The organism is Lysobacter enzymogenes (assembly GCF_017355525.1).
Classification (GTDB): Bacteria; Pseudomonadota; Gammaproteobacteria; order Xanthomonadales; family Xanthomonadaceae; genus Lysobacter; species Lysobacter enzymogenes_C.
On sequence record NZ_CP067395.1, the window covers coordinates 2,755,779 to 2,779,240 of the forward strand.

General features: G+C 70.3%; 23 protein-coding genes. 8 read left to right on the forward strand and 15 right to left on the reverse strand.

Annotated features, from left to right (window positions below; translation table 11 throughout):
• Window positions 1-39: 39 nt before the first annotated feature.
• The gene (glyA, locus tag JHW38_RS11460; RefSeq protein ID WP_207526028.1) at window positions 40-1,329 is read right to left on the reverse strand and encodes a serine hydroxymethyltransferase; all 1,290 of its coding nucleotides are present in this window, start codon (window positions 1,327-1,329) and stop codon (window positions 40-42) included.
• Window positions 1,330-1,656: 327 nt separating this feature from the next.
• Between glyA and lpxO the strand changes: the two genes are divergently transcribed.
• The 6 genes from lpxO (at window position 1,657) to JHW38_RS11490 (ending at window position 7,201) form a co-directional block, all read left to right on the forward strand.
• Window positions 1,657-2,559 carry a lipid A hydroxylase LpxO gene (gene lpxO / locus JHW38_RS11465; protein WP_242691332.1) on the forward strand — a complete coding sequence of 301 codons (903 nt, stop codon included), beginning with the start codon at window positions 1,657-1,659 and terminating at the stop codon, window positions 2,557-2,559.
• A gap of 671 nt (window positions 2,560-3,230) precedes the next feature.
• On the forward strand, window positions 3,231-4,892 hold the full coding sequence (gene ettA, locus JHW38_RS11470) for an energy-dependent translational throttle protein EttA (RefSeq protein ID WP_207526030.1): 1,662 nt from the start codon (window positions 3,231-3,233) through the stop codon (window positions 4,890-4,892).
• Between the two features lie 16 nt (window positions 4,893-4,908).
• Complete coding sequence (locus JHW38_RS11475; protein WP_207526031.1) at window positions 4,909-5,223, forward strand: hypothetical protein; 315 nt, start codon at window positions 4,909-4,911, stop codon at window positions 5,221-5,223.
• 25 nt (window positions 5,224-5,248) lie between these two features.
• Window positions 5,249-5,986, forward strand: a complete 738-nt coding sequence (gene map / locus JHW38_RS11480) for a type I methionyl aminopeptidase (protein ID WP_207526032.1) — start codon at window positions 5,249-5,251, stop codon at window positions 5,984-5,986.
• A gap of 124 nt (window positions 5,987-6,110) precedes the next feature.
• Complete coding sequence (gene pyrF, locus JHW38_RS11485; protein ID WP_207526033.1) at window positions 6,111-6,923, forward strand: orotidine-5'-phosphate decarboxylase; 813 nt, start codon at window positions 6,111-6,113, stop codon at window positions 6,921-6,923.
• 14 nt (window positions 6,924-6,937) lie between these two features.
• Window positions 6,938-7,201: a hypothetical protein gene (locus JHW38_RS11490; protein ID WP_207526034.1), complete on the forward strand. Its 264-nt coding sequence runs from the start codon at window positions 6,938-6,940 to the stop codon at window positions 7,199-7,201.
• Between the two features lie 136 nt (window positions 7,202-7,337).
• On the opposite strand, the gene JHW38_RS11495 is transcribed toward JHW38_RS11490, so the two are convergent.
• Window positions 7,338-8,219: a hypothetical protein gene (locus tag JHW38_RS11495; protein WP_207526035.1), complete on the reverse strand. Its 882-nt coding sequence runs from the start codon at window positions 8,217-8,219 to the stop codon at window positions 7,338-7,340.
• Between the two features lie 86 nt (window positions 8,220-8,305).
• Window positions 8,306-9,193 carry a hypothetical protein gene (locus JHW38_RS11500; RefSeq protein WP_207526036.1) on the reverse strand — a complete coding sequence of 296 codons (888 nt, stop codon included), beginning with the start codon at window positions 9,191-9,193 and terminating at the stop codon, window positions 8,306-8,308.
• A 131-nt stretch (window positions 9,194-9,324) separates the two neighbouring features.
• Here JHW38_RS11500 and JHW38_RS11505 point away from each other — a divergent pair, with 131 nt between their 5' ends.
• Both JHW38_RS11505 and JHW38_RS11510 read left to right on the forward strand, forming a co-directional pair.
• Window positions 9,325-10,287 (forward strand): MBL fold metallo-hydrolase, encoded by a 963-nt coding sequence (locus JHW38_RS11505; protein WP_207526037.1) that lies wholly within the window; start codon window positions 9,325-9,327, stop codon window positions 10,285-10,287.
• A 408-nt stretch (window positions 10,288-10,695) separates the two neighbouring features.
• Window positions 10,696-11,445 (forward strand): TSUP family transporter, encoded by a 750-nt coding sequence (locus JHW38_RS11510; RefSeq protein ID WP_207526038.1) that lies wholly within the window; start codon window positions 10,696-10,698, stop codon window positions 11,443-11,445.
• Window positions 11,446-11,483: 38 nt separating this feature from the next.
• On the opposite strand, the gene JHW38_RS11515 is transcribed toward JHW38_RS11510, so the two are convergent.
• The 12 genes from JHW38_RS11515 to xpsF form a co-directional block, all read right to left on the reverse strand.
• Window positions 11,484-12,359: a glycosyltransferase family 2 protein gene (locus tag JHW38_RS11515; RefSeq protein ID WP_242691333.1), complete on the reverse strand. Its 876-nt coding sequence runs from the start codon at window positions 12,357-12,359 to the stop codon at window positions 11,484-11,486.
• On the reverse strand, window positions 12,343-13,182 hold the full coding sequence (locus JHW38_RS11520; RefSeq protein ID WP_207526040.1) for a glycosyltransferase: 840 nt from the start codon (window positions 13,180-13,182) through the stop codon (window positions 12,343-12,345). Before JHW38_RS11520 ends, JHW38_RS11515 begins: the two co-directional genes overlap by 17 nt.
• Window positions 13,183-13,708: 526 nt before the next feature.
• Window positions 13,709-15,961: a type II secretion system secretin GspD gene (gspD, locus tag JHW38_RS11525; protein ID WP_207526041.1), complete on the reverse strand. Its 2,253-nt coding sequence runs from the start codon at window positions 15,959-15,961 to the stop codon at window positions 13,709-13,711.
• A 23-nt stretch (window positions 15,962-15,984) separates the two neighbouring features.
• Complete coding sequence (locus tag JHW38_RS11530; protein WP_207526042.1) at window positions 15,985-16,767, reverse strand: general secretion pathway protein GspN; 783 nt, start codon at window positions 16,765-16,767, stop codon at window positions 15,985-15,987.
• Window positions 16,757-17,425, reverse strand: coding sequence for a type II secretion system protein GspM (gene gspM / locus JHW38_RS11535; protein WP_428995320.1), 669 nt, complete (start codon window positions 17,423-17,425; stop codon window positions 16,757-16,759). Before gspM ends, JHW38_RS11530 begins: the two co-directional genes overlap by 11 nt.
• A 16-nt stretch (window positions 17,426-17,441) precedes the next feature.
• The gene (locus tag JHW38_RS11540; protein ID WP_207526043.1) at window positions 17,442-18,605 is read right to left on the reverse strand and encodes a PilN domain-containing protein; all 1,164 of its coding nucleotides are present in this window, start codon (window positions 18,603-18,605) and stop codon (window positions 17,442-17,444) included.
• Complete coding sequence (locus JHW38_RS11545; RefSeq protein ID WP_207526343.1) at window positions 18,602-19,450, reverse strand: general secretion pathway protein GspK; 849 nt, start codon at window positions 19,448-19,450, stop codon at window positions 18,602-18,604. Before JHW38_RS11545 ends, JHW38_RS11540 begins: the two co-directional genes overlap by 4 nt.
• Window positions 19,451-19,680: 230 nt before the next feature.
• Window positions 19,681-20,358 carry a prepilin-type N-terminal cleavage/methylation domain-containing protein gene (locus JHW38_RS11550; RefSeq protein WP_207526044.1) on the reverse strand — a complete coding sequence of 226 codons (678 nt, stop codon included), beginning with the start codon at window positions 20,356-20,358 and terminating at the stop codon, window positions 19,681-19,683.
• Entirely contained in the window at window positions 20,355-20,822 is a 468-nt protein-coding gene (gene xpsI / locus JHW38_RS11555; protein ID WP_207526045.1) for a type II secretion system protein XpsI, read from the reverse strand. Before xpsI ends, JHW38_RS11550 begins: the two co-directional genes overlap by 4 nt.
• The gene (xpsH, locus tag JHW38_RS11560; RefSeq protein WP_242691389.1) at window positions 20,819-21,238 is read right to left on the reverse strand and encodes a type II secretion system protein XpsH; all 420 of its coding nucleotides are present in this window, start codon (window positions 21,236-21,238) and stop codon (window positions 20,819-20,821) included. Before xpsH ends, xpsI begins: the two co-directional genes overlap by 4 nt.
• A 186-nt stretch (window positions 21,239-21,424) precedes the next feature.
• Complete coding sequence (gene gspG, locus JHW38_RS11565; protein ID WP_207526047.1) at window positions 21,425-21,859, reverse strand: type II secretion system major pseudopilin GspG; 435 nt, start codon at window positions 21,857-21,859, stop codon at window positions 21,425-21,427.
• Between the two features lie 325 nt (window positions 21,860-22,184).
• On the reverse strand, window positions 22,185-23,402 hold the full coding sequence (xpsF, locus tag JHW38_RS11570; protein ID WP_207526048.1) for a type II secretion system protein XpsF: 1,218 nt from the start codon (window positions 23,400-23,402) through the stop codon (window positions 22,185-22,187).
• Window positions 23,403-23,462 lie beyond the last annotated feature (60 nt).

Sequence of the window (23,462 nt, forward strand, 5' to 3'; positions counted from 1 at the left end):
CTTTTCAATCCCGAATCGCCAATCCCGAATCCCGGCCTTTCAGCCGTACACCGGGAACTGCGCGCACTGCTTGGTCACGTTCTCGCGCACCCCCGCAATGACCTTCTCGTCCTTCGGGTTGTCGAGCACGTCGCAGATCCACTCCGCCAGCGCCACGCAGTCGGCTTCCTTGTAGCCGCGGGTGGTCACGGCCGGGGTGCCGATGCGCAGGCCCGAGGTCACGAACGGCTTCTGCGGGTCGTTCGGCACGGCGTTCTTGTTGACGGTGATGTGGGCGCGGCCGAGCGCGGCTTCCGCGTCCTTGCCGGTGATGCCCTTGCCGATCATGTCGACCAGCATCAGGTGGTTCTGGGTGCCGCCGGAGACGATCTTGTAGCCGCGCGCGATGATGGTCTTGGCCATCGCCTGGGCGTTCTTGACCACCTGGGCCTGGTACGCCTTGAACTCCGGCTGCAGCGCTTCCTTGAACGCCACTGCCTTGGCCGCGATCACGTGCATCAGCGGGCCGCCCTGGATGCCCGGGAAGACGATGCTCTGCAGCTTCTTCTGCATGTCGTCGAAGCTCACCGCGCTGTCGCCTTCGCCGACCGCGCCGTCCCAGCGCTGGGCCACGACGATGCCGCCGCGCGGGCCGCGCAGGGTCTTGTGGGTGGTCGAGGTGACCACGTGCGCGTGCGGCACCGGGCTCGGGTAGACGCCGGCGGCGATCAGGCCGGCGACGTGGGCCATGTCGACGAACAGGAACGCGCCGACCTTGTCGGCGATGGCGCGGAAGCGCGCCCAGTCGACCACCTGCGAATACGCGCTGAAGCCGCCGACGATCATCTTCGGCTTGTGCTCCACGGCCAGGCGCTCGACTTCGTCGTAATCGATCAGGCCCTGCTCGTTGACGCCGTACTGCACGGCGTTGAACAGCTTGCCCGAGGCGTTGACCTTGGCGCCGTGGGTGAGGTGGCCGCCGTGGGCCAGGCTCATGCCGAGGATGGTGTCGCCCGGTTCGAGCAGGGCGAAGTACACCGCCTGGTTGGCCTGCGAGCCCGAATGCGGCTGCACGTTGGCGTAATCGGCGCCGTAGAGTTCCTTGACCCGGTCGATCGCCAGCTGTTCGGCGATGTCGACGTACTCGCAACCGCCGTAATAGCGCTTGCCCGGGTAGCCCTCGGCGTACTTGTTGGTCAGCACGCTGCCCTGGGCCTCCAGCACGCGCGGGCTGGCATAGTTCTCCGAGGCGATCAGCTCGACATGGTCTTCCTGGCGGCGGGCCTCATCGGCAATGGCCTGGGCGAGCTCGTCGTCGAATCCGGCAATACGGGTGGTGCTGGGGAACATTCGCGGCCTCGGGGAGAAGTTAAGCGGACGGGAGGGAGGAGGACTCGCGCCAGACCGCCCACGGGCCCGGACAGCGCGCGGGCGGCCCGCCCGGGCTTGAAATCTCGGACCGGGCGGCCCATCTCCGCAGCGCGGCCCGAGTGCCTGAACCGGCCCGGGCGGCTTGACGTAAGACTTGAAATGTTAGCCTAGGGGCGTATGGCGGCCAACCGCCAAAGCGCGGCTCGCGCCGTCCCGGTCCGGGGCGGACAATGGCCCCGCCCTTCCCCACCTTCCCGGCCCGCCGCCGCCCGGCCGGCCGATTCGCCGATCTTGGATGCCCCGACCGTGAAATGGGTCTTCGTTTTCCTGTTCCTGGCCGCCGCCGTCTACGTGCACTTCCGCGGCCGGGTCCGCCACCGCCTGGGCCGGCAGCTGCTGGACCATTCCACGTTCATGGCCCCCATCAACGTGCTGATGTACGCCTGTTCGCGGGTGCCGACCACGCCGTTCCTGACCCCGGAGCAGCATTTCCCCGAGCTTGCGCCGCTGCGCGCGCGCTGGAAGGAGGTCCGCGCCGAGGCCCTGCACCTGCGCGAGATGCAGCAGATCAAGGCCGCCGACCAATACAACGACGTCGGCTTCAACTCGTTCTTCCGCCGCGGCTGGAAGCGCTTCTACCTGAAGTGGTACGACGAGGCCCATCCCTCGGCCGCCGAGCTGTGCCCGGTCACCACCCAGCTGCTGCGCGAGGTGCCGAGCGTCAAGGCGGCGATGTTCACCGAACTGCCGCCCGGCAGCGAACTGCGTCCGCACCGCGACCCGTACGCCGGCTCGCTGCGCCTGCACCTGGGCCTGGAAACGCCGAACGACGACGCCTGCTTCATCGACGTCGACGGCCAGCGCTACAGCTGGCGCGACGGCGAATGGACCATGTTCGACGAGACCTACATCCACTGGGCGCAGAACGGTTCGCAGCACAACCGCATCATCCTGTTCTGCGACATCGAGCGGCCGATGCGCTTCGGCTGGGCGCGCGGGCTGAACCGCTTCATCGCCAAGCGCCTGATCGCCGCGGGCGCCTCGCCGAACAGCGAGGGCGACAAGACCGGTGCGATCAACAAGATCTTCAAGTACTTCTACGCGTTGCGGCTCAAGTCCAAGGCGCTGAAGGAACGCAGCAAGGGGACGTATTACTTCTTCAAGTACGCCGCCGTGGTCGCGGTGATCGCGCTGATCGTCTGGCTGTAAGGCCGACTCGCACGAACCCCCGCCTCGTCGTTCCCGCGAAGGCGGGAACCCAGGGCTCAATCGCGACATACCGCTGAAGTCTCTGGATCCCCGCTTTCGCGGGGATGACGGTCTGGGCAGGACGCGGCGAAACCCACCTGGCGTCGTTCCCGCGAAGGCGGGAACCCAGGGCTTCACCGCGACATACCGCCGAAGTCTCCGGATCCCCGCTTTCGCGGGGATGACGGTCTGGGCAGGACGCGGCGAAACCCACCTGTCGTCGTTCCCGCGAAGGCGGGAACCCAGGGCTTCATCGCGACATACCGCTGAAGTCTCTGGATCCCCGCTTTCGCGGGGATGACGGTCTGGGCAGGACGCGGCGAAACCCACCTGGCGTCGTTCCCGCGAAAGCGGGAACCCAGGGCTTCATCCAGGCATGGCTCCGAAGTCCCTGGATCCCCGCATTCGCGGGGATGCCGGTTGGAGAGCCGCGGCGGGCCCGAAGGCCCTGCCACAACCGCCGGCACCTCGGGCTCGAAAGGCCTGTTACAGGGGACCGCGGCCCCCCGATTCACCCTCCGCGCTGGAACCCGTCACCCGGCTGCGGGATAATCGCCAGTTCGCAACGCCCCCCGTCCCGCCCCGCGGCCCCTTCCGGGCCCGGCCAGGCGCGCCTCTGCTTCGGAGTCCGCATGCAATACATCTACACCATGAACGGCGTCAGCAAGACCGTGCCGCCGAAGCGTCAGATCATCAAGGACATCTCGCTGTCGTTCTTCCCCGGCGCCAAGATCGGCCTGCTCGGCCTGAACGGCGCCGGCAAGTCGACCGTGCTCAAGATCATGGCCGGCGTGGACACCGACTACAGCGGCGAAGCGCGTCCGGCCGCCGGCATCAAGGTCGGCTACCTGCCGCAGGAACCGCAGATCGATCCGGAAAAGACCGTGCGCGAAGCGGTCGAGGAAGGCGTCGGCGAAGTGCTCAACGCCCAGGCCGCGCTCGACGCGATCTACGCCGCCTACGCCGAGGAAGGCGCCGATTTCGACGCGCTGGCCAAGGAACAGGAGCGGCTCGAAGCGGTGCTCGCCGCCGGCGACGCCCACACCCTGGAAAACCAGCTCGAAGTCGCCGCCGACGCGCTGCGCCTGCCGCCGTGGGACGCGGTCGTCGGCAAGCTGTCCGGCGGCGAGAAGCGCCGCGTCGCGCTGTGCCGCCTGCTGCTGCAGAAGCCCGACATGCTGCTGCTCGACGAACCGACCAACCACCTCGACGCCGAGTCGGTGGAATGGCTGGAACAGTTCCTAGCCCGCTACACCGGCACCGTGGTCGCGGTCACCCACGACCGCTACTTCCTCGACAACGCCGCCGAGTGGATCCTCGAACTCGACCGCGGCCGCGGCATTCCGTGGAAGGGCAACTACACCGACTGGCTGGTGCAGAAGGACGAGCGCCTGAAGCAGGAAGACAACCAGGAAAAGGCGCGCCAGAAGGCGATCCAGAAGGAACTGGAGTGGGCCCGGCAGAACGCCAAGGGCGGCCGCTCCAAGGGCAAGGCGCGACTGGCGCGCATCGAGGAGCTGCAGGCGGTGGACTACCAGCGCCGCCAGGAAACCAACGAGATCTTCATCCCGCCGGGCGAGCGCCTGGGCAACAAGGTGATGGAGTTCAAGAACGTCTCCAAGAAGTTCGGCGAGCGCCTGCTGATCGACAACCTCAGCTTCGTCGTGCCGCCGGGCGCGATCGTCGGCATCATCGGCCCGAACGGCGCCGGCAAGTCGACCCTGTTCCGCATGATCATCGGCCAGGAAAAGCCCGACTCGGGCGAGATCGACATGGGCCCGACGGTCAAGCTGGCGTATGTGGACCAGAGCCGCGACAAGCTGGAAGGCAACCACAACGTCTTCCACGAAGTGTCCGGCGGCCTCGACATCCTCAACATCAACGGCATCGAGATCCAGTCGCGCGCCTACATCGGCCGCTTCAACTTCAAGGGCCAGGACCAGCAGAAGATGGTCGGCAGCCTGTCCGGCGGCGAACGCGGCCGCCTGCATCTGGCCAAGACCCTGCTGCAGGGCGGCAACGTGCTGCTGCTCGACGAACCGTCCAACGACCTCGACGTGGAAACCCTGCGCGCGCTCGAAGACGCGCTGCTCGAGTTCCCGGGCAACACCTTCGTGATCTCGCACGACCGCTGGTTCCTCGACCGCATCGCCACCCACATCCTGGCGTTCGAAGGCGACTCGCACGTGGAGTTCTTCCAGGGCAACTACCGCGAGTACGAAGAAGACAAGAAGCGCCGTCTGGGCGAGGAAGGCGCCAAGCCGCATCGTCTGCGCTTCAAGGCGTTGAAGTAAGCAAGGGGGCTTGGGTATGCAACCGTTCGACCGCTGGCTCAACAACGGCGACTTCAACGGCATACTCAGGCCCAACTTGTTGCCGCTGTACTGCGACGACGACGGATCGGCCTTGGACGTCCAAGGCCGGACCGTCGTTTTCGCCGAAGGGATGGTGTTGACCGTCTTCGACGAAGACACCGGCGACGACGGCCGACCCGACCGCTTGTTCGCCAGCGGAACCGTCGTGCCGTCCCCCTGGCCGGTCGGCCGCCGCTGGTACCTGGACATCGATGGCGACGGTCTTCGCCACGAGTCCGACTTGAGCCCCTCTATATCGCCGCCTCGATAGCGGCCATCGGCACGGGAGCGATCACATGACCCTGATGCACGCATTCGAACTCGAAGGCCTGCGCCGCGCCGGCGCGCTGGTGTCTTCGATCCTGACCACGATGCGCGAGGCGGCCGTGCCCGGCGCAGTGTCGCGCGATCTCGACGCGATCGGCGCGGCGATGCTGCGCGAGGCCGGCGCGCGTTCGGCGCCGCAGCTGACCTACGATTTCCCCGGCGCGACCTGCATCAGCATCAACGAGGTCGCCGCCCACGGCATTCCCGACGGCACCGTGCTGCGCGAAGGCGACCTGGTCAACATCGACGTGTCGGCCGAACTCGACGGCTATTTCGCCGACACCGGCGGCAGTTTCGTGGTCGGCGAGGCCACGCCGGCGCAGCGCAAGCTGCTAGCCGCGACCCTGGAGGCGCGCGACGCCGCCATCGCCCAGCTGCGCGCCGGCAACCTCATCAACAGCATCGGCCGCACCGTCGAAGCGGTGGCCGCGCGCCACGGGCTGCGGGTGATCCGCAACCTCGGCAGCCACGGGGTCGGCCGCGCCCTGCACGAAGCGCCCGGCAACATCCCCGGCTATTACGATCCGCGCGACACCCGCCGCCTGCACGAGGGCATGGTCATCACCGTCGAACCGTTCCTGGCGACCCACTGCACCCACACCGACGAAGGCGACGACGGCTGGGCGATGCGCTGCCGGCGCGGGTTCGCGGCGCAGTTCGAGCATACGGTGGTGGTGACCTCGGGCGAGCCGATCGTGGTGACGTAGCGCAGCGACGCAGCTCCGCCGCATCCAACACAATCCAGCCGTTTACCCCCGTTCCGGCGAACGCCGGAGTGGCGGTAAGAAAGATTCACCTACTCAACGCACCGCATCGCGAAGGAACACCCCCATGAGCTTCATGCAGGCATTGCGCCGCCGCTGGCAACAGGCCGACACCCTGGTCTGCGTGGGCCTGGATCCGGAACCGGCCAAGTTCCCGGCGAAGTTCGCCGCCGACGCCGACGCCGTGTTCGCCTTCAACCGCGACATCGTCGACGCCACCGCCGAATTCGCCTGCGCGTTCAAGCCGCAGATCGCCCACTTCGCCGCGCTGCGCGCCGAAGACGCGCTGACCCGCCTGATCGCCCACATCCACGCCCGCCACCCCGACGTGCCGGTGATCCTGGACAGCAAGCGCGGCGACATCGGCAGCACCGCCCAGCACTACGTCGGCGAAGCCTTCGAGCGCTACCGCGCCGACGCGGTGACGGTGAACCCGTACCTCGGCCGCGACTCGGTGCAGCCCTTCCTCGACCGCGCCGACCGCGGCGTGGTGATCCTGTGCCGCACCTCCAATCCCGGCGCCGGCGACCTGCAGGACCTCGACGTCGGCGGCCGCCCGCTGTACCAGCGCGTGGCCGAGAAAGTCGCGCGCGAGTGGAACGGCCACGGCAACTGCGCGCTGGTGGTCGGCGCGACCTGGCCGGAACAGCTGCGCGAAGTGCGCGCCATCGTCGGCGAGGTGCCGTTCCTGGTGCCCGGCGTCGGCGCCCAGGGCGGCGATGTGCAGGCGGTGGTCAGCAACGCCAAGACGGCCGACGGCACCGGGCTGATGGTCAGCAGCTCGCGCGCGATCCTGTACGCCTCGGGCGGCGAGGATTACGCCGAGGCGGCAGGCAAGGCGGCGCGATCGCTGCGCGACGAGATCAACCGCTACCGCTAAGCGCCATCGCCCGCATGCCTGCGCGCCTGGAGGAACTGGATTACCCGCAACTGCGCGCGGCCGTGGCCGCGCTGCACGGACGCGGGCGGATCGACGAGGTCCGCCACGTCGCGATGGCCGAAGCGGAAGTGTTCCTGTGCAGCCGCCAGCGGCGCCGCTTCAACGTCAAGTTCGATCAGGCTTACGGCGCGCTGCTGGAGCCGGTGGACGAGTTCGCGCCGCAGGAGCTCGCGCAGATCGAACAGGAACTGATCGCGGCCGCTGTCGAGGCGGTTTAGCGCGAGGCGTTCGGCTTCGCTGGGTCCGCGCCGCGGCGCGCGGTCTGCAGAACCGAAAGCGCCGGTCCCGACGGCCCTCGCGCAGCGGCGCCCGAACGCCTTCGCGTCGGGCGCGCGATCGCCGGCGCGGACGACCTCAGCCTTCGTACGCGCGCAGCCCGCCGTCGCGCCAGACGAACAGGCCGGCCGACAAGGCATACGGCGAGGTGCGCGAAATCTCCTGCGCGATCGCGCGCAGCTCGGCGACGCTCTCGCCGTCCTCGCTGCCGCACACCAGCAGTTCGTCGCGCGCGGCGATCGCGAACACCGGTTCGCCGCGCACCTCGATGCGCTCGCGCCAGCGTTCGAACAGCAAGGCCATGCCGGCGTCGTAATTGCGGTCCAGACGCGCGGCGTAACGGCCGCCGGCGCCCTTGAGTTCGAGCTCGGGCAGCCATCGGGCGAGGTTGTCCAGGGCGTGCGCGCGCAGCGCCTCGCCGCGCAGCTCGCGTTGCTCGGCGTCCTGCGGCGACAGGAAACTCATCGACGCAGGGGTGTCGACCACGTAAGTCAGCAACAGGTCGCCGGCCAGCGGTGCGATCACGAACGGCTCGTCGCTGCGGTCCGGCTGCGACGCGCGCAACTGGTTCATCGCGGTCTCGTGCCAACTGCGGGTCTTGATGACCGGCAGCACCACGCCCGCTTCGGCGGCCTCGTCTTCGCCGGACAGCCGCTGCTGCATCTCGCGCACCGTCGCCAGCTGGTCGGCCAGCACCGATTCCAGTTCCTGCGGATCGCTCAGATAGCGCTGGTAGATGTTGCCCAGCTGCAACCCGGCCTGGATTCCGTCGGGCAGCGACAGGTCGATGCGCGCTTCGTTCTGGGCGCCGGGCACGATCCGGATGTGGGCGTCGGGAAACGCGTCGCGCAGTTCGCCGGCGAAGCGCTGGGCGAAGGCCTGCAGGTCGAGGACGGAGGGGGCGGCGGAAGCGCCGGGGGCGGCCGGCTTGCGGCCGAACAGCTTGCGGATGAACGACACGACCGGTTCCTTGTGGTCATTGGGGTGGGCCGACTATACCGCCGTGCCGCAGCGCATCACGGATCCGCCGCGAGGCCCGCCGCTGTTCATCCGTCGAACGCGCACAGCGCGCCGGCGCGGTGCACGAACAACCGCGCCGACAGGCCGTAGGCCGAGCCGCGCGAAATCTCCTCGGCGATCGAGCGCAGCGCGCGCAGGCCGTGGCGGTCGAGGCTGTCGCAGACGATCAGCTCGTCGCGCGCGGCGATCGCGAACACCGCCTCGCCGCGCACCGGCACGCGCGCGCGCCAGTGCTCGAACAGCAGCGCCATGCTGGCGTCGTAGTTGCGGTCCAGGCGCACGGCGTAGAGGCCGCCGTCGCCCTGCACGTCGAGTTCCGGCAGGAACTTCTGCAGGTTGCGCAGCGCGCAGGCGCGCAGGCTGTCGCGGTCGAGGCCGCGGCGCTCGGCTTCGGCCGGCGACAGGTAATCCATCGAATCGGGGCGGTCTTCGGCATAGGTCAGCACCAGGTCGCCGGCCAGCGGTTCGATCACGAACGAGAGGCGCGCGCCGCCGCCGATCGAACGCGCCTGCTGCTGCGCCAGCTCGTGCCAGCCGCGGGTCTTGAGCACCGGCAGGATCGCCTCGTCGAGCCCGGCGTCGACGCCGCGGCCGAAACGCCGCTGCGACTCGCGCGCCGCCGCGACCTGTTCGGCCAGCACCTGTTCCAGCGCCGCGGGCGCATCGAGATAGCGGCGGTAGCTGTGGCCGACGAAGCGGGTGTCGGCGAAACCGTCCGGCAGCGACCAGTCGATGCGGGTGTCGGCCAGTTGCGCGCCGAACCCGACCCGCAGCTGGGCCTGCGGCCAGGCTGCGCGCAGGGCTTGGGCGTAGCGTTCGGTGAAGGCGTGCAGGTCGAGCGGATAGGCCGGCGCATGCGGCTCAGGTCGCGGCTCGCGGCCGCCGAACAAGCGGTTCAACAACGACAACGACATCGCCGTTCCCTCCCTGGCCGGGCCCCCTGCCCGTCCCGGGCGACTATACGAACGCCGCCGTGACGGCCCGCCTCACGCCGCAACGCACGCGGCGAGCGCGAACGGCGTCGCTGCCCGGTAGGCTAGCGGGCATGGATTCTCCCGCCTCTCCCGCCCGCCGTCGCGTGCTGACGGCCTCGCTGGCCGCGTTCGGCGCGGCTGCCGTGCCTGGCTTCGCCGCCGCGGCGGCGGCGTCCGCCACCCGCATCGTCCTGCTCGGCACCGCCGGCGGGCCGACGCCGAAAGCGCTGCGCGCCGCGCCGGCCAGCGCGGTGGTGGTCGGCGACGCGGTCTACGTGGTCGACTGCGGCAACGGCGTCGCGCGTCAGCTCGCGCTGGCCGGGCTGCGCCTGGGTTCGCTGCGCGGCGTGTTCGTGACCCATCACCATTCCGACCACAACGCCGACTACGGCAACCTGCTGCTGCTCGCGTGGGCCGCGGACCTGCGCACGCCGGTCGACGCCTGGGGCCCGCCGCCGCTCAAGCGCATGACCCGGCAGTTCCTGCGCATGAACGAGGTCGACATCCGCACCCGCATCGCCGACGAGGGCCGGCCCGATCCGGCCACGCTGATCCGCGCTCACGACCTGCGCGCCCACGACCTGCGCGCCGGCGGCGAGGTCATGCGCGACGAACGCGTGCGGGTGCGCGCGGCCGTGGTCGAGCATCCGCCGCTGCGGCCGGCGTTCGCGTACCGCTTCGACACCGCCGACCGTTCGGTGGTGTTCTCCGGCGACACCCGGCCGAGCGAAGCGCTGATCGAACTGGCGCGCGGCGCCGACGTGTTGGTGCACGAAGTGATGTACCTGCCGGCGCTGGAGAAACTGATCGCCAGCGAACCGCAGGCCGCGCGGCTGCGCCAGCACCTGCTCGACAGCCACACCAGCGCCGAACAGGTCGGCCGGGTGGCGACTGCTGCCGGCGTGAAGACGCTGGTACTCAATCACTTCGTGCCCGGCGGCGACCCGGCGCTGACCGACGAGGTGTGGCGCGCGGCGGTGGCGCCGCATTTCGGCGGCGAACTGGTGATCGGGCGCGATCTGATGACGTTGTGAGGCTGCGGGCTGAGGTCGGCGTCTGTGCCGCCGACGATTGCGGCGCCCGAGAAGACTTCAGAGTCATGCTTCGATGAAGCCCTGGATTCCCGCGTTCGCGGGAATGACGGTAGGCAGGTTTCACCGCGTCCGTTCCAGCCGTCATCCCCGCGGAGGCGGGGATCCAGAGACTTCAGCGCACGGTAGGCAGGTCTCACCGCGTCCGTTCCAGCCGTCATCCCCGCGAAGGCGGGGATCCAGAGACTTCAGCGCCATGCTTCGGTGAAGCCCTCTATGTTCGGCTCCGCCGAAGTAAAGCGGAGCCCGCGCTCGCGGGAACGACGGCCGGCAAGTCGCCGCGCTCTTGCAGCCCCCTTGGTGCAAGCCCATCGCAGCGGCGACAATGCGCAGTCGACACCGGAGCGCGCAATGGAGTTCTCGTACGAGATCCTGCTGGCCTTGTTCTTCATCTCCATCGTCGCCGGCTGCATCGATTCGATCGCCGGCGGCGGCGGGCTGATCACCTTGCCGGTGCTGCTGGCCGTCGGCATGCCGCCGGCCGCGGCGATCGCCACCAACAAGCTCGGCTCGGTCGCCGGTTCGCTGTCCGCCAGCGTGCACTTCATCCGGATCAAGCAGGTGCGGCTGGCCGACATCCGCCTGACGATGGCGACGACCTTCGTCGGCGCGCTGCTCGGCGGCTTCGCCCTGACCCGGATCGACAGTTCGGTCCTGGGCTATCTGATCCCGGTGCTGCTGATCGGCTTCGCCCTGTACTTCGCGTTCGCGCCCAGCGTCGGCAGCGTCGACCGCGAAGGCAGGATCTCGCAGAGCGCCTACGCGGTCTTCGTCGCCCTGGCGATCGGTTTCTACGACGGCTTCTTCGGCCCCGGCACCGGCACCTTCTTCGCGATCTCGGCGGTGATGCTGCTGGGCTACAACATGATCCGCGCGACCGCCCAGGCCAAGGTGCTGAACTTCTGCAGCAACCTGGCCGCGCTGCTGTTCTTCCTGGCCAAGGGCGCGATCGTGTTCAAGGTCGGGCTGGCGATGCTGTGCGGGCAGATCATCGGCGGCGCGCTCGGCGCGCGCCTGGTGGTGCGCAGCGGCACCCGCCTGATCCGGGTGGTGATGGTGTGCGTGGCGTTGGCGATCTCGATCAAGATGATCGTCAGCTAGCTTTGCGCGGCCGCGAAGCCGGCGTCTGCGTCGCCGGTTCAGCGCAACGCCGCGCGCAGCGCCGCGACCGGGAAACGCAGCCAGATCGCCGCGAACACCCCGGCCCGCACCAGCGCGCCGCGCCGCGGCGCTTCGAACTTGCGGAAGTAGCGCCACAGGCCGCGGTGCTTGTTCCATTCGACGAAGAACGGCCGCGAACGGCTCGACACGCCGCGCACGTGGACCACGCGGATGCCGTTGGCGACCGCGACCGTGCCGCCGGCTTCGCGCACGCGCCGGCACAGGTCGAGGTCTTCGGCGTGCAGGCGGTAGCCTTCGTCGAAGCCGCCGATGCGCGCGAACAGCGCGCGCGGCATCAGCATCAGCGCGCCGGAGGTGGCCTGCACTTGCTGCAGGGCCTGGGCGTCGTCGGGCGCCACCGCCATTTTCGGCGCCGCCCACGGGCGCGCGATGCCGGCCAGCATCGCGCCGAAATCCGGATCCCGCCGGCGCACCGCGGCGTCGCGCTCGCCCTGTTCGTTGACCAGGTCGGCGCTGAGCAGGCAGTCGCCGAGCGGCGCGCCGAGTGCGTGCAGCCGGCGCAAGGTGTCGGGTTCGACCATGCAGTCGGGATTGACGAAGGCCAGCCAGTCGTCCTGGTCCGGCTCCAGGTCGGCCGCGCCCTGGTTGCAGCCGACCGAGAAGCCGGGATTGTCGGGATTGGCGATGAAGCGGATGCGCGAGTCGAGCGAGGCCTGGCGCTGGACGATGTCGAGGGTGCCGTCGTCGGACTGGTTGTCGACCACGCGGATCGCGCCGACGCCGTCGCAGGCGCGCAGCCGCTCCAGGCATTCGTCGATGGTCGCGGCGCTGCGGTAGCTGACCACCACGGCCTTGAAGACCGGCCGCGCGGCCGGGTCAGAGAAAGAGATCACGTTGCATGTCCGGTGGGCCGACCGCGCTGAGGCGTTCGGCGAGTCGTTGGCGCAGGTCGCGCAGCGGGTCCTGCATGAGGAAGTGGGCCAGGCGCGCATGCCAGTCGGGCCAGCGCGCGGCCAGCGCGTCCATGTCGCCGTCGCTGGGCCGGCCTTCGCCGGCGCGGGCGACGAAGGCGGTATCGCACAGCACGTTGCGCCAGCCCAGGCCGGACAGGCGCAGCGACAGATCGGTCAGTGCGGCGTACCAGGAGCCGTAGCTTTGCGCGTCGAGGCCGCCGGCGCGGCGGCGCGCGGCGCCGCGCAGCAACACGGCATGGCCGATCGCGGCCGGCAGTTCCGGATGCGCGGCCGGCATCTGCGCCAGCGCGCGCGCCAGCCGCTCGGCGTCGCCGGCGTCGGGAACCGGATCGATCTCGCCGATGCGCGGCCACGACGCGGCTTCGCCGGCGTTGCACCACGGCGTGGCCGAGGCGATCGCGCCGTCGACGGCGAAGCTGGCCTGCAGGCGGCTGAGCCAGCCCGGCGCCGGCACCGCGTCGGCGGCGAGCACGGCGACGTCGGCGTCGCCGCAGGCCTTGAGGATTTCGTCGAGGTGCGCGACTTCGCCGATCGAACGCTGGCGCCGGCTGTAGTCGGCGCGCAGGCGCGTGCTTTGCAGCCAGCGTTCGACGATGGCGTAGCCGCGCGGGCCGGCCTGGGCGTCGTCGGCGAGCCACACCCGCGCGCCCGGCGGGGTGCAGGCGTCGAGCGCGGCGAGGCAGGCGTCGAGAGCGTCGTCGTCGACGCCGACCGGGACCACCACGATCGGCAGTTCGCTCATCGCGACGGCTCCGCGGGTGCGGGTGCGGGTGCGGGTGCTTGGACGCGTGCGCGTACGTGCGCGTGCGGGCGGGTGGCCGCAGCGGCGCGGATCGTGCCGGCGCGGCCGTCGTCGCCGGTTCGCGCGGCCGCGACGCGGACGGCGCCGGCCGCGGCAGCGGCGGCGCGGCGGTGCGTCGGCGGGGGCGTGCGGCGATCGGCCATCGGAGCGTCGGTACGGGACGGCCCATAGTGTGCGGGATCGCGGCGGGCTGCGGGTGATGGCGGCGTCACCGCGGCGGGGGCGCGCCGCTCTCTGCAGGAGCGGCGCAAGCTGCGACCGCGCCGATACGAACGCCGGCGCGATTGGTTTGCGGGCGGAATCGCGATGGTCCATGCGGTTGGCGCAGCAGGCGCGGTGTCGCGGTCGCGGCTCGCGCCGCTCCTACAGGGGGGCGACCGCGGCAAACGCTGCGGGCGTCCAAAAAGCGCGGGGCCGGCTAGGCCGGCCCCGGGCGGTCGCGCGCGCTGCGTCGCAGCGGTGCGGCTTACTTCTTCTTCGGTTTCGGATTGAGCGGTTCCATCGCGCGGAAGCGGCGGCCGTACTCGTCGGTGAGGTTGCGCGATTCCTGCGGATTGCGCACCAGGGTCGGGGTCAACAGGATGATGGTCTCGCGCCGCTCGGTGGCCGACGCCTGGTTGCCGAACAGGCCGCCCAGCACCGGGATCCGGCTCAGGCCCGGCAGGCCCTTGGAACCGCGGTCGGTCTTGTCGTTGATCAGGCCCGCCAGCAGCACGGTCTCGCCGCTCTGCACCGCGGCCTCGGTCTTGAGCTTCTTGGTGTCGATGGTGACGTTGTTGCTGTTGCCCAGGCGCGGGCCGGCCGAGCTGACTTCCTGGACGATGTCCAGGAACACCATGCCGTCGCGGCTCACCCGCGGCCGCACCTTGAGGATCACGCCGGTGTCGAGGTACTGCACCTGGCTGTAGGTGTTGTTGTTGCCCACGCCGGTGTTGACCGACACCGATTCGATCGGGATGCGGGTGCCGACGTTGAGCGTGGCCTCGGCGTTGTTGCGCACGAACACCGACGGCGTCTGCAGGATGCGCACGTCGGTGACCTGATCCAGCGCGGTCAACACCGCCGCCGCATCGTTCTTGATCAGGGTCCAGGCCAGGCCCGGGCCGGACTTGCCGCCGATGCTGCCGGCGATCGTGCTCCAGTTCGACGGCACGTTGGGATTGGTCCTGCGGTTGAGATTGGGGAAGCCGTTGTCGGCCGCCGCCTGCTCCAGGAACCACTGCACGCCGTACTGCAGGCCGCTGGTGAGGGTGACCTCGGCCACCTGCGCCTCGATGTGCACCTGCATCGGCATCACGTCGAGCTTTTCGATCACGTTGCGGATCGACTTCCACGCCTGCGGCGTGGAGCGCACCAGGATCGAGTTGGTTTCCTCGACCGCGGCCACGCCGACCTTGGCGCCGTCGACTTCCAGGGTCACCGCGCCGTTGCCGGCCTGGCGCTGGCCGAGCGAAGCGCCGGCGCCCAATCCGCCGCCGCTGGAGGAGCCCAGGCCGCTGCCGCTGTCGCTGCCGCTCTTGCCGATGTCGGCGCTGGAGGTGCCGTTGCCGTTGTCGCGCACTTCGGTCGATTCCAGGCCCGGCATCAGCGAGGGCGAACCTTCGCCGCCGCCACCGCCGCCGCTGCGGCCGGCGCCGAACACTTCGGCCAGGCGGTCGGCCAGGTCCTTGGCCTTGATGTACTTGAGCTCCTGCGTGTACAGCTGGACGCCGTCGCCGGCGCTGTCGATGCGGTCGAGCCAGTCCTTGATGTCGTCGAGGTACTCGGCCTGCGGGGTGATCACCATCACCGCGTTGGCGCCCTCGATCGGCATGAAGCGGAACATGCCCGAGACCGGCGACTTGCTCTGTTCGCCGAACACCTTTTCCAGGTCGGCGACGACCTTGCTGGCCTTGCCCGACTGCAGCGGGAACACGCCGACCGACATGCCCGACAGCCAGTCGACGTCGAACACTTCGATCGTGCGCAGGTAGTTCTCCAACTCCTGGCGGGTGCCGCCGACGGTCACGACGTTGCGCGCGTTGTCGACATTGACGATCGCATTGGGGCGCGCGTACGGCTTGAGGATCTTCTCCATCTCGGTCGCCGAGACGTACTTCAGCGGCACCGTGCGCACTTCGAAGCCGCGCGCGTTGGCGGCTTCGCCGGTGCGCGCGGACACGTTGCCCGCCAGCGCCTGGTCGGCCGGCACGATGTTGTAGCGGCCGCCGCTGTAGATCAGCCGCGCGTTGTTCCAGCTCAGCACCATCTCGAGCAGGTTCATCGCCTCGGAGGCGTTGACCTGCTTCGGCGTGGCGAGCGTGACCGTGCCCTGCACGCCGGGCGCGATCACGTAGTTCTGGCCGAGCATCTCGCCGAGGATGGCCTTGACCACCGCATGCAGCGATTCGCCTTCGAAATTGAACGAGGCGGTGCCGGTGGTGCCCGGCAGGCCCGGCGGCGGCTTGGCCGCGACGCCGCGGTTGATGACCTGACCGGTGCCGCGGCGGATCTGCGCCTTGGGGCCTTCCTCGCCGTCCTTGTCCGACAACGGTTCCTGCTCGACGCCGTTGCGGACGATGCGTACGCCGGCCTGCTCCCCGCCCGTCCCGTTCAAGGCCCGCGGGTCGCCCTCGCGCTTGAGCTTCGGGGAAATCACACTGGCGCACGAGGCCAACTGGGTGGCGATGATCGCCGCGGCCAGGGCGTGAGTGGCGAATTGCTGGGTTCGTTGCTTCATGCGTTCCACTCTGCGAGCCATCCTCAAGGCGAGTTGGCCGGGGGTTGGGCGGCTTGCTGCTGCCGCAGTTGCGCGCGTCGCGCTTCGATGCGCTTACGGATGGCTTCCATCTGGGCTTGCTCGGTCAGCGGCGCGGCCGCTTCGGTGCTTTGTCCCGGCTGCGGTTGCGGCTGCGGCTGCGCTTGCGGCGGCGGCACGTTGGCCTGCGGCGACGGCGGCGGCCGGTTCGGCGCGGGCATCGGCATCGGCCGTCCGGCCGGCGGCGGGTTCGGGCCGGCGACCGCGGTCGGCGGCTGCCCGCCCTGGCCGTTGAACACGCGCAGGTCCAGTTCGCGCCGGCCTTCGGCGCCTTCGAACACGGCCCGGCGCGGCTCCAGCGAGGTCAGGCGCCAGGCCGGATGCGACTCGGGCACCTCGCCGAGCTTGACCGGCACCGACTCGCTGCCGTCGGCCGGCTGCAGGATCGCCATCGACAGCTTCGGCGTGATCAGCACGCTGGTCAGCAGGTAATCGAACGCGGCCTGCTGGTTCTCGCCCTCGCCCTTGCCCTGCATGAAGAACGGCTTGGGCCGGCGGTCGTCGACGAACAGCGGGCGCGCCGCGATCTCGCCGTATTGGCTCAGCGGGCCGAGCGAGTCGGGCGGGCTTTTGCGCACCTGCGGCAGCGGCTTGACCAGGGTCGGGTCGGGCGGCAGCGCGTCGATGTGCCGGCCCATGCCGGCCAGCGCCAGCACCCAGGTCAGCAGCGCCCAGCCGGCCGCGGTGGCCAGCAGCCAGGTACGCGGGCTGGCGTCGTCAAGGCGCATCGGCACCTCCGCCGGCGTTGGCGTTGCCGCCGCGCGGGTTGGCCGCGGCCGCGGCGGCCGGATTCGGCCGCAGGTAACCGTACAGGTCGAAGCTCACGTCCAGGCCGCCGTCGCTGGCCGGGCCGGCGCTGCCGGGGACGAAGTAGCCGCGCGTGGACAGCAGGTTGAGGTTGCCGACGAACAGCCGCGGCGAGCCGCTTTCCAGCGAATGCAGCACCGCCGCGGTCTCCGGCGCGCCGCAGCGCAGGCGCACCTGCACCACCACGCGCGCGTAGCGGTCGCCGCGGCGCGGTTCGGCCAGCGGCGAGCGATTGACGATGCCGCAGCTACGGTTGCCCGGGCTGGCCTGCAGGACCACGGTTTCCAGGCGCTGGACCAGGCCGGCGGTGGCCAGCTCGGCGGTGTTTTCGGGCAGGAAGCCGGGACGGCTGGTCTGCTGCTCGCGCACGCGCTGGAGCAGGTTGCGCACCTGCGGCGCCTGCTGCAGTTCCATGCGCTGGCGCAGTTCGCGCTCCTGCAGGCCGTGCAGAGTGTCGTCGGCCTCCAGCATCGGCACCGTCCACCACGGGTGGATCAGCACCGCGTAGGCGATGCCGAGCGCGGCGACCAGCAGGCCCAGGGCCAGCCAGCGTTCGCGGTCGGCGCCGAGCTGGCGCAGGCGGTTGCCGGTCACGTTAAGGGCCACGCGCGCCCTCCGCGTTCTGCGCCTTGGGCGGGCCGATCTCGGCGGTGAGGGTGAAGCGGTCGCGACCGGTCGCCGGGTCCGGCTGGACCGCGCCGGTCAGCGCCGGCGAACGCCACAGCGTCGTGCTCTGCAGCTTGCCGATCAGCGACGAGGCCTCGCGGCTCAGGCCGATCATCAGCAGGCTCTCGTCCTCGATCGCGAGTTTTTCCAGGTACGTGGTGTCGGGCATGCGCCGGCTCAGTTCGTCGATGATCTGCACGGTGCTCGGGCGCGCGGCGCGGGTGCGGTCGAGGAAGGCCTGACCTTCGATCAGGTCGACCAGTTCCTGGCGCTGGCTCGCGGCCTGGCGCGCGGCGTTGGCGTTGGCGGCGATGGCCTGCTGCAGTTGCTTGATCGCGGCGCGGCGGTTGTCGAGCACCTGCCACATCGCCGCGGCCAGGGCCAGCACGGCGACCGCGGCCAGGGCCAGGTTCCAGTAGCGGAACGGGTCGCTGCGGGTGCGGCGCTGCGCCGGCGGCAGCAGGTTGACTCCGAGCGGGGCGCCGTCGGCGCCGGCGACTTCGATCCCGGCCAGCGTCGCCGCGAGCGGACCGAGCGCCTGCAACTGCGGGTCCAGCGACTGGCGCGGCACCGCGACCAGTTCGGCGTCGATCTGGCCGTCGCCGTCGCGGCGCGACAGCACCCGCGCGTCGAACGCGACCGCGTCGGCGGTGAACGGGGTCTGCCGGTCGATCTCGAAACCGACCACGTCGCGCAGGCGGTCGGCGGCGGCGGCCGGCAGGGTCAGGCGCCGGCGCAGGCTCGCCGCCGGCGGCAGCAGCAGCCAGCGCGGCAGTTCGGCCACGCGCGGCGGCAGCAGCGGCGCCAGCGGATCGGCGTCGGCGTCGTCGCTCCAGTCGGACAGGTTCGGCAGCAGGGCCAGTTCCTGCACCTGCTCGGCCTGTTGCAGGCGCAGGCGGATCTGGCCGCCGTCGACCTGCAGCAGCAATCGCCCGCGGTCCACGCCCAGGGCCTGGCGCGTGCGCAACGGCAGCCAGGACGCCAGGGTGCGGCCCCACCAGGAGAAAAAGCCGCCCGCGCCCGGCGCGAGGCGCGCGCTGAGGCTACGCAACCGGTTGGCGGCCAACCGGCCTTCGGCTACTTGCGAGTTCATCGTGTTGAAGCTCCCTCCTCCCAACGCAGCGGGGTATAAGGCATTCCCGGCACCGCTCCCCCTCCCGCGCGCACGACCACCCGCAACACCGATTCGCGGCCATCCGTCAGCCGTGCACGGCTCTCGATACTATAGGTGCCGCTGCGTTCGCCGACGAGACCGCCGCCGACGCCGTCCGCTCCGGCACCCTGCAATTGTGACCCCGGCTGGTTTCTTTCTCGTTGACGTACCAGGTCGGCGCCGTTCAACCCCATAGCATCGAGCACTTCCTTGGCGGCGAAGGCCTGCTCGGGGCGCGTGCGCCCGCTGTAAACCGTGACCAGGGGCTCGATCCGCGCATACAGCTCGGGAGTGAAGCCCAGCACCTGTTCGAGTTCGGCCACGCTTTCGAATTCGGCATCCTTGGCACCGTAAGGACGCCCGGCCGATGAGTAATCGGCATCTTCGGCGCCGCCGGCGGGCTGCGTCAGGGTGTCGGCGTCGCGCCAGTCGATGATCGCGCCGGCCAGTCTCGCCGCGTCGGACTGCTCGAGTTTCCCCGCGTATTGCAGCAAGCCGGTCAGCAACTGCATGTCCGCCTGGTTGAGGTCGACCTTGCCGTTCTCGTCGACGAGCTTGATCTCCAGTTGCGCCTCGCCGTAACGCCAGCGATTCGGGCGCCCGTCGGGCAGCCATTGCAGCTTCTGGTCGCTCATCGCGACCCGGGTCAGCGCGTACTCGACCCCGGCGCGCGCGGCGTTCTGCGCGACCAGGCCGCGCACCTGCACCCGGCCCTGCAGGTTTTCGGTGCGCGCGCTCAAGGCGAAGGCGCCGATCAGCGCGGTCAGCAGGGCGATCACCCACATCACCAACAGCAGCGCCGCACCGCGGCTGCTTGAAGGTCCGGCAAAAGCCCCATCGCGATCCGACAGCCGCCGCGCAGCGCCATCCGCGCCGCGAATATTCGAAGACCCGACAAACGCACCATCGCGCCGCGCCGCCGCCCGAGCCGCGACCCGGGCGCCGCGAACGCCAGCCCTCGCCTGCGCGCCGCTGCGCTGCATGGCCCCCGACGATGCCCCCAGGCCGGCCTTCATCACAACTCCGGCACGAAGCCGCCGCCGGCGGCGGTCGCCAGCGGCAACGACACCACCAACGGCGGCCAGGCGCGGCCGTCGCGGTCGGTCAGGGTGACTTCGACCAGCATCGGCAGTTGCTCGGGCTGCTTCCAGCTCTCCTGCCACTCGCCCATCTGGCCGCGCTGCGGATCCATGCTGCGGTAACGGAAACGCGCCGATTTCAATCCGTCCACCAACACCTCCGGCGGACGCGCGACGTTGTCCTTGATGGTTTCGCCGGCCAGCACCATCGACAGCTGCAACACGATCCGGGCCTGGTCGCCGTCGCCTTCGATCGAGAAATCGTGCAGATACGGCCCGCCCTGGCCGAGGTAATCGGGCAGGTCGGCGACGAAGCGCAAGCGGTCGGGCTCGCCGACGAAGCGCTGCGGCACCGCGGTGCTCTGGTCGAACGCGAACGGAATCGGCCGGGTCGCGGCGATGCGCCGGCGCAGGAAATTCTCCACCGCGCGCTCGCGCTCGCTGCGCTGGGCCAGGGCTTCGCCGCGCGCGGCGGTCTTGGTCGCCGCCGACAAGGTGGCGAAGGCCAGCGCCAGACCGGCGACCAGCAACACCATCGCCAGCAGCACTTCGATCAAGGTGAAGCCGCGCGCGATGCGCGGCGGCGCGGCGCGGCGGCGCGGCGCGCGGCTCACAGCTGCGCCTCGCTGCCGGCGGCGCTGCTGCGCAGGCTGCGCAACAGCAGGCGGCGGCCGGAACCGCCCTCGCCCCACTCCACCGCCAGCTGCACTTCGAACAGGCGCATGGCGTTGGGATCGATCGGCTGGTTGGACGGCGGCAACTGGGTGTCGCGCCACTGGGCGACGCCGAGGGTCCAGCGATAGCGGCCGTTCTCGAACTGGCCGCTGCGCTGGCCCGGCGTCAGCCGCTCGCCGACGCCGACCTGATCCATCAACGATTGCGCGTACAGCGCGGCGCGGCCGGCGTCGGCCGACCAGCGCACCTGCTTGGCCGCGCCGGACAGCGAGCCCAGCAGCAAGGTCAGCGCCGCCGCCAGCAAGGCGAAGGCGACGATCACTTCGAGCAGGGTGTAGCCGCGCTGGCCGGCGCGGCGGCCGCCTGTGCGGCGCGGTGCGGAGCGCACGCGGCGCGCGCTCATCGCGGCGCCTCGCCGCGCTTGAGCTTGACCTCGCCCGTCAGCCAGGCGACGTCGACGTTCCAGGCCGCCTGCTTGGCGTGCAGCTTGACCCGGCCGCCGGTGGAGGCGCCGTCGGGGAAAAACATGATCGCGCCTTCGCCGCGACGCGGCTGCACTTCGCGCGCGCCGGTGAAGACGATGCCGACGGTCTTGGGGATGTCGCCGCTGCGCCCGTTCGGCGCGCGCCAGGTATGCGCGGCGGGATCGATGGTGAACTTCTGCGAGCGGCCGGTGGCGATGGCCTGGCTGCGGGTGTAGCGCAGTTGCGCGGCGATCTGCTTGGACGCGCTGCGCAACTGGATGCCGGCGATGCCGCCGTTGAGCGCGCCGACGGTCAGCACGCCGATCGCCGCGATCAACGCGATCACCAGCAGCATTTCGAGCAGCGACATGCCGCGCTGGCGGGCGTTCGCCGCGGACGCGCCGCGCCGCGCGAGCGCAGGCGCGGCGGCGATCCCCGGCGCGGCCGTCGCCGCGCGCGCGGACGCGGCCGGCGTCGCGGCCGGTCCCTGGCGCCCTTCGCGGGCGAAGGGACTGTGCCGCGAAGCGCGCATCCAGCGGCCTCAGTTGTTCTTGATGTCGCCGTCGACGCTGCTGCCGCCCGGCTTGCCGTCCTTGCCGTAGCTCACCAGGTCGTACGGGCCGTTCTCGCCCGGCTGGCGGTATTCGATCGCGTGGCCCCACGGATCCTTGAGCTCGGCTTCCTTGGCGTACGGCCCGAGCCAGCCGCTGGCGTCGGCGGGCTGCTTGACCAGTTCCTCGAGCGTGCCCGGCAGGCGGCCGGTGTCCATCTGGAACGAATCGACCTTGCCCGACAGGGTCTGGATCTGGCCCTTGGCGAGGTTGTAGTCGCCGCGGTCCTTGCCGCCGAGCACGCGGTTGCCGACGAACGCCAGCACCGCGCCGATCAGCACGATCACGATGATGATCTCGATCAGGCTCATGCCCTGCTGGCGGGCCGGGGACGGGGAGCGGGTCATGGAGCGGAGGTTGCGCATCGTCGTCGTCATCCGTTGTTGGTGGCAGTGGCGCACTGCCGGGGTTGCAGTCGAATGGAGGATCCGCGGCGCCGGCGGCCGACGTCACCGGCTTCGCTGGTGAACGTCCCGCGAACGCGAACGGGGTTGCAAGGATTCTGTTCCGCGCCGATTCGCGAAGTTCGCGGTTTCCGGCCATCGGTACAGGTTGCGTTCAAGCCGCGCGCATGAACAGGCGCATCGGCGTGATGCGGCGCGGCAAATCCGCGTCCTGGTTCGCACTTGGGTTCGCGCATGCGGGCCTGGATCGGGACGGGGACGGCGGACGACGCGCGGGCGGCCATGCTCAGCCGATCTGGTTGGTGAGGTCGTACAGCGGCAGCAGCACCGCCATCACCACCGTGCCGACGATGCCGGCCAGGACCACGGTCACCACCGGCACCAGCGCCGCCAGCATGCGGTCCAGGGCCATGCCGGTGTCCTGCTCGAAGGTCTCGGCGGTCTTCATCAGCATCGCGTCGAGCGCGCCGGATTCCTCGCCGACCTGGATCATCTGCAGGGCCAGGCGCGGAAAGCGCTTGCCCTTGGCCAGCGCGGTCGACAGCGCCACGCCGTTCTTGACTTCCTCGGCGGCGGCGTCGACATCGGCGGCCAGCACCCGGTTGTTGAGCACGTTGCGGCCGATGCCGATCGCGGTCATCAGCGGCACGCCGTTGCGCACCAGGGTGCCGAGCGTGCGCGCCAGCCGCGCGGTCTCGATCTTGCCGATCAGCGGGCCGACGAACTTGCGCTTGAGCAGCCACTCGTCGAGCGCCTCGCGGAACGCCGGATCGCGGCGCTTGCGGTCGAACCACAGCGCGGCCAGCGCCGGCACCGCGATCAGCACGATCCACCACTCGCGCACGAAGGTGCCGGCCCACAGCACGACCTGGGTGAACATCGGCAGTTCGGCGTCGAGGCTTTCGTACATCGCGCCGAACTGCGGCACCACGTAGCCGAGCAGGAACAGCAGGCTGGCGCCGACCATCAGCAGCAGGATCGCCGGATAGATCAGCGCGTTGATGACCCGCCCCTGCAACTGTCGGCTGCGTTCCAGATAATCGTCGAGCCGCGCCAGCGTGTCGTGCAGGTTGCCGCCGGCTTCGCCGGCGCGGACCATGTTGATGTACAGGCGCGAGAACGTGCCGTGCTGCCGCTCCAGCGCCACCGACAGCGAAGTACCGCCGCGCACCGCATCGCGGATGTCGGCGACCGTGCTCTTGGCCGCCTCGTCCTCGGGCAGGTCGAGCAGGATCGTCAGCGCGCGGTCGAGCGGCTGGCCGGCGCCGAGCAGGGTCGACAACTGCTGGGTGAACTGGACCAGGCGCGCGCCGGTGAACGGTTTGGGCTTGAACAGCCCGCGCCAGCTCGACCCCGCGCCCGCCTCCGACGCCGGCTTGGCCTCGACCGGCAGATGCCCCTGCTCCTGCAGGCGCTGCACCACCTCGACGCTGCTGGCGGCCTCCATCTGGCCGTCGAGCAGCTCGCCGCGGGCGTTCAGGGCTTTGTAGTGGAAGAGGGGCATGGGGAGGAAGATGGAGCGGGATTAGGGATTAGGGAACTGAGGGACGAAGGGAAACGGGAA

What these genes read in the sequence shown, in the direction of transcription:
- glyA (WP_207526028.1), bottom strand. Translation starts at nt 1,329, where the DNA reads ATGTTCCCCAGCACCACCCGTATTGCCGGATTCGACGACGAGCTCGCC.
- ettA (WP_207526030.1), top strand. Translation starts at nt 3,231, where the DNA reads ATGCAATACATCTACACCATGAACGGCGTCAGCAAGACCGTGCCGCCG.
- JHW38_RS11475 (WP_207526031.1), top strand. Translation starts at nt 4,909, where the DNA reads ATGCAACCGTTCGACCGCTGGCTCAACAACGGCGACTTCAACGGCATA.
- map (WP_207526032.1), top strand. Translation starts at nt 5,249, where the DNA reads ATGACCCTGATGCACGCATTCGAACTCGAAGGCCTGCGCCGCGCCGGC.
- pyrF (WP_207526033.1), top strand. Translation starts at nt 6,111, where the DNA reads ATGAGCTTCATGCAGGCATTGCGCCGCCGCTGGCAACAGGCCGACACC.
- JHW38_RS11490 (WP_207526034.1), top strand. Translation starts at nt 6,938, where the DNA reads ATGCCTGCGCGCCTGGAGGAACTGGATTACCCGCAACTGCGCGCGGCC.
- JHW38_RS11500 (WP_207526036.1), bottom strand. Translation starts at nt 9,193, where the DNA reads ATGTCGTTGTCGTTGTTGAACCGCTTGTTCGGCGGCCGCGAGCCGCGA.
- JHW38_RS11505 (WP_207526037.1), top strand. Translation starts at nt 9,325, where the DNA reads ATGGATTCTCCCGCCTCTCCCGCCCGCCGTCGCGTGCTGACGGCCTCG.
- JHW38_RS11510 (WP_207526038.1), top strand. Translation starts at nt 10,696, where the DNA reads ATGGAGTTCTCGTACGAGATCCTGCTGGCCTTGTTCTTCATCTCCATC.
- JHW38_RS11520 (WP_207526040.1), bottom strand. Translation starts at nt 13,182, where the DNA reads ATGAGCGAACTGCCGATCGTGGTGGTCCCGGTCGGCGTCGACGACGAC.
- gspD (WP_207526041.1), bottom strand. Translation starts at nt 15,961, where the DNA reads ATGAAGCAACGAACCCAGCAATTCGCCACTCACGCCCTGGCCGCGGCG.
- JHW38_RS11530 (WP_207526042.1), bottom strand. Translation starts at nt 16,767, where the DNA reads ATGCGCCTTGACGACGCCAGCCCGCGTACCTGGCTGCTGGCCACCGCG.
- JHW38_RS11540 (WP_207526043.1), bottom strand. Translation starts at nt 18,605, where the DNA reads ATGAACTCGCAAGTAGCCGAAGGCCGGTTGGCCGCCAACCGGTTGCGT.
- JHW38_RS11545 (WP_207526343.1), bottom strand. Translation starts at nt 19,450, where the DNA reads ATGTGGGTGATCGCCCTGCTGACCGCGCTGATCGGCGCCTTCGCCTTG.
- xpsI (WP_207526045.1), bottom strand. Translation starts at nt 20,822, where the DNA reads ATGAGCGCGCGCCGCGTGCGCTCCGCACCGCGCCGCACAGGCGGCCGC.
- xpsH (WP_242691389.1), bottom strand. Translation starts at nt 21,238, where the DNA reads ATGCTGCTGGTGATCGCGTTGATCGCGGCGATCGGCGTGCTGACCGTC.
- gspG (WP_207526047.1), bottom strand. Translation starts at nt 21,859, where the DNA reads ATGCGCAACCTCCGCTCCATGACCCGCTCCCCGTCCCCGGCCCGCCAG.
- xpsF (WP_207526048.1), bottom strand. Translation starts at nt 23,402, where the DNA reads ATGCCCCTCTTCCACTACAAAGCCCTGAACGCCCGCGGCGAGCTGCTC.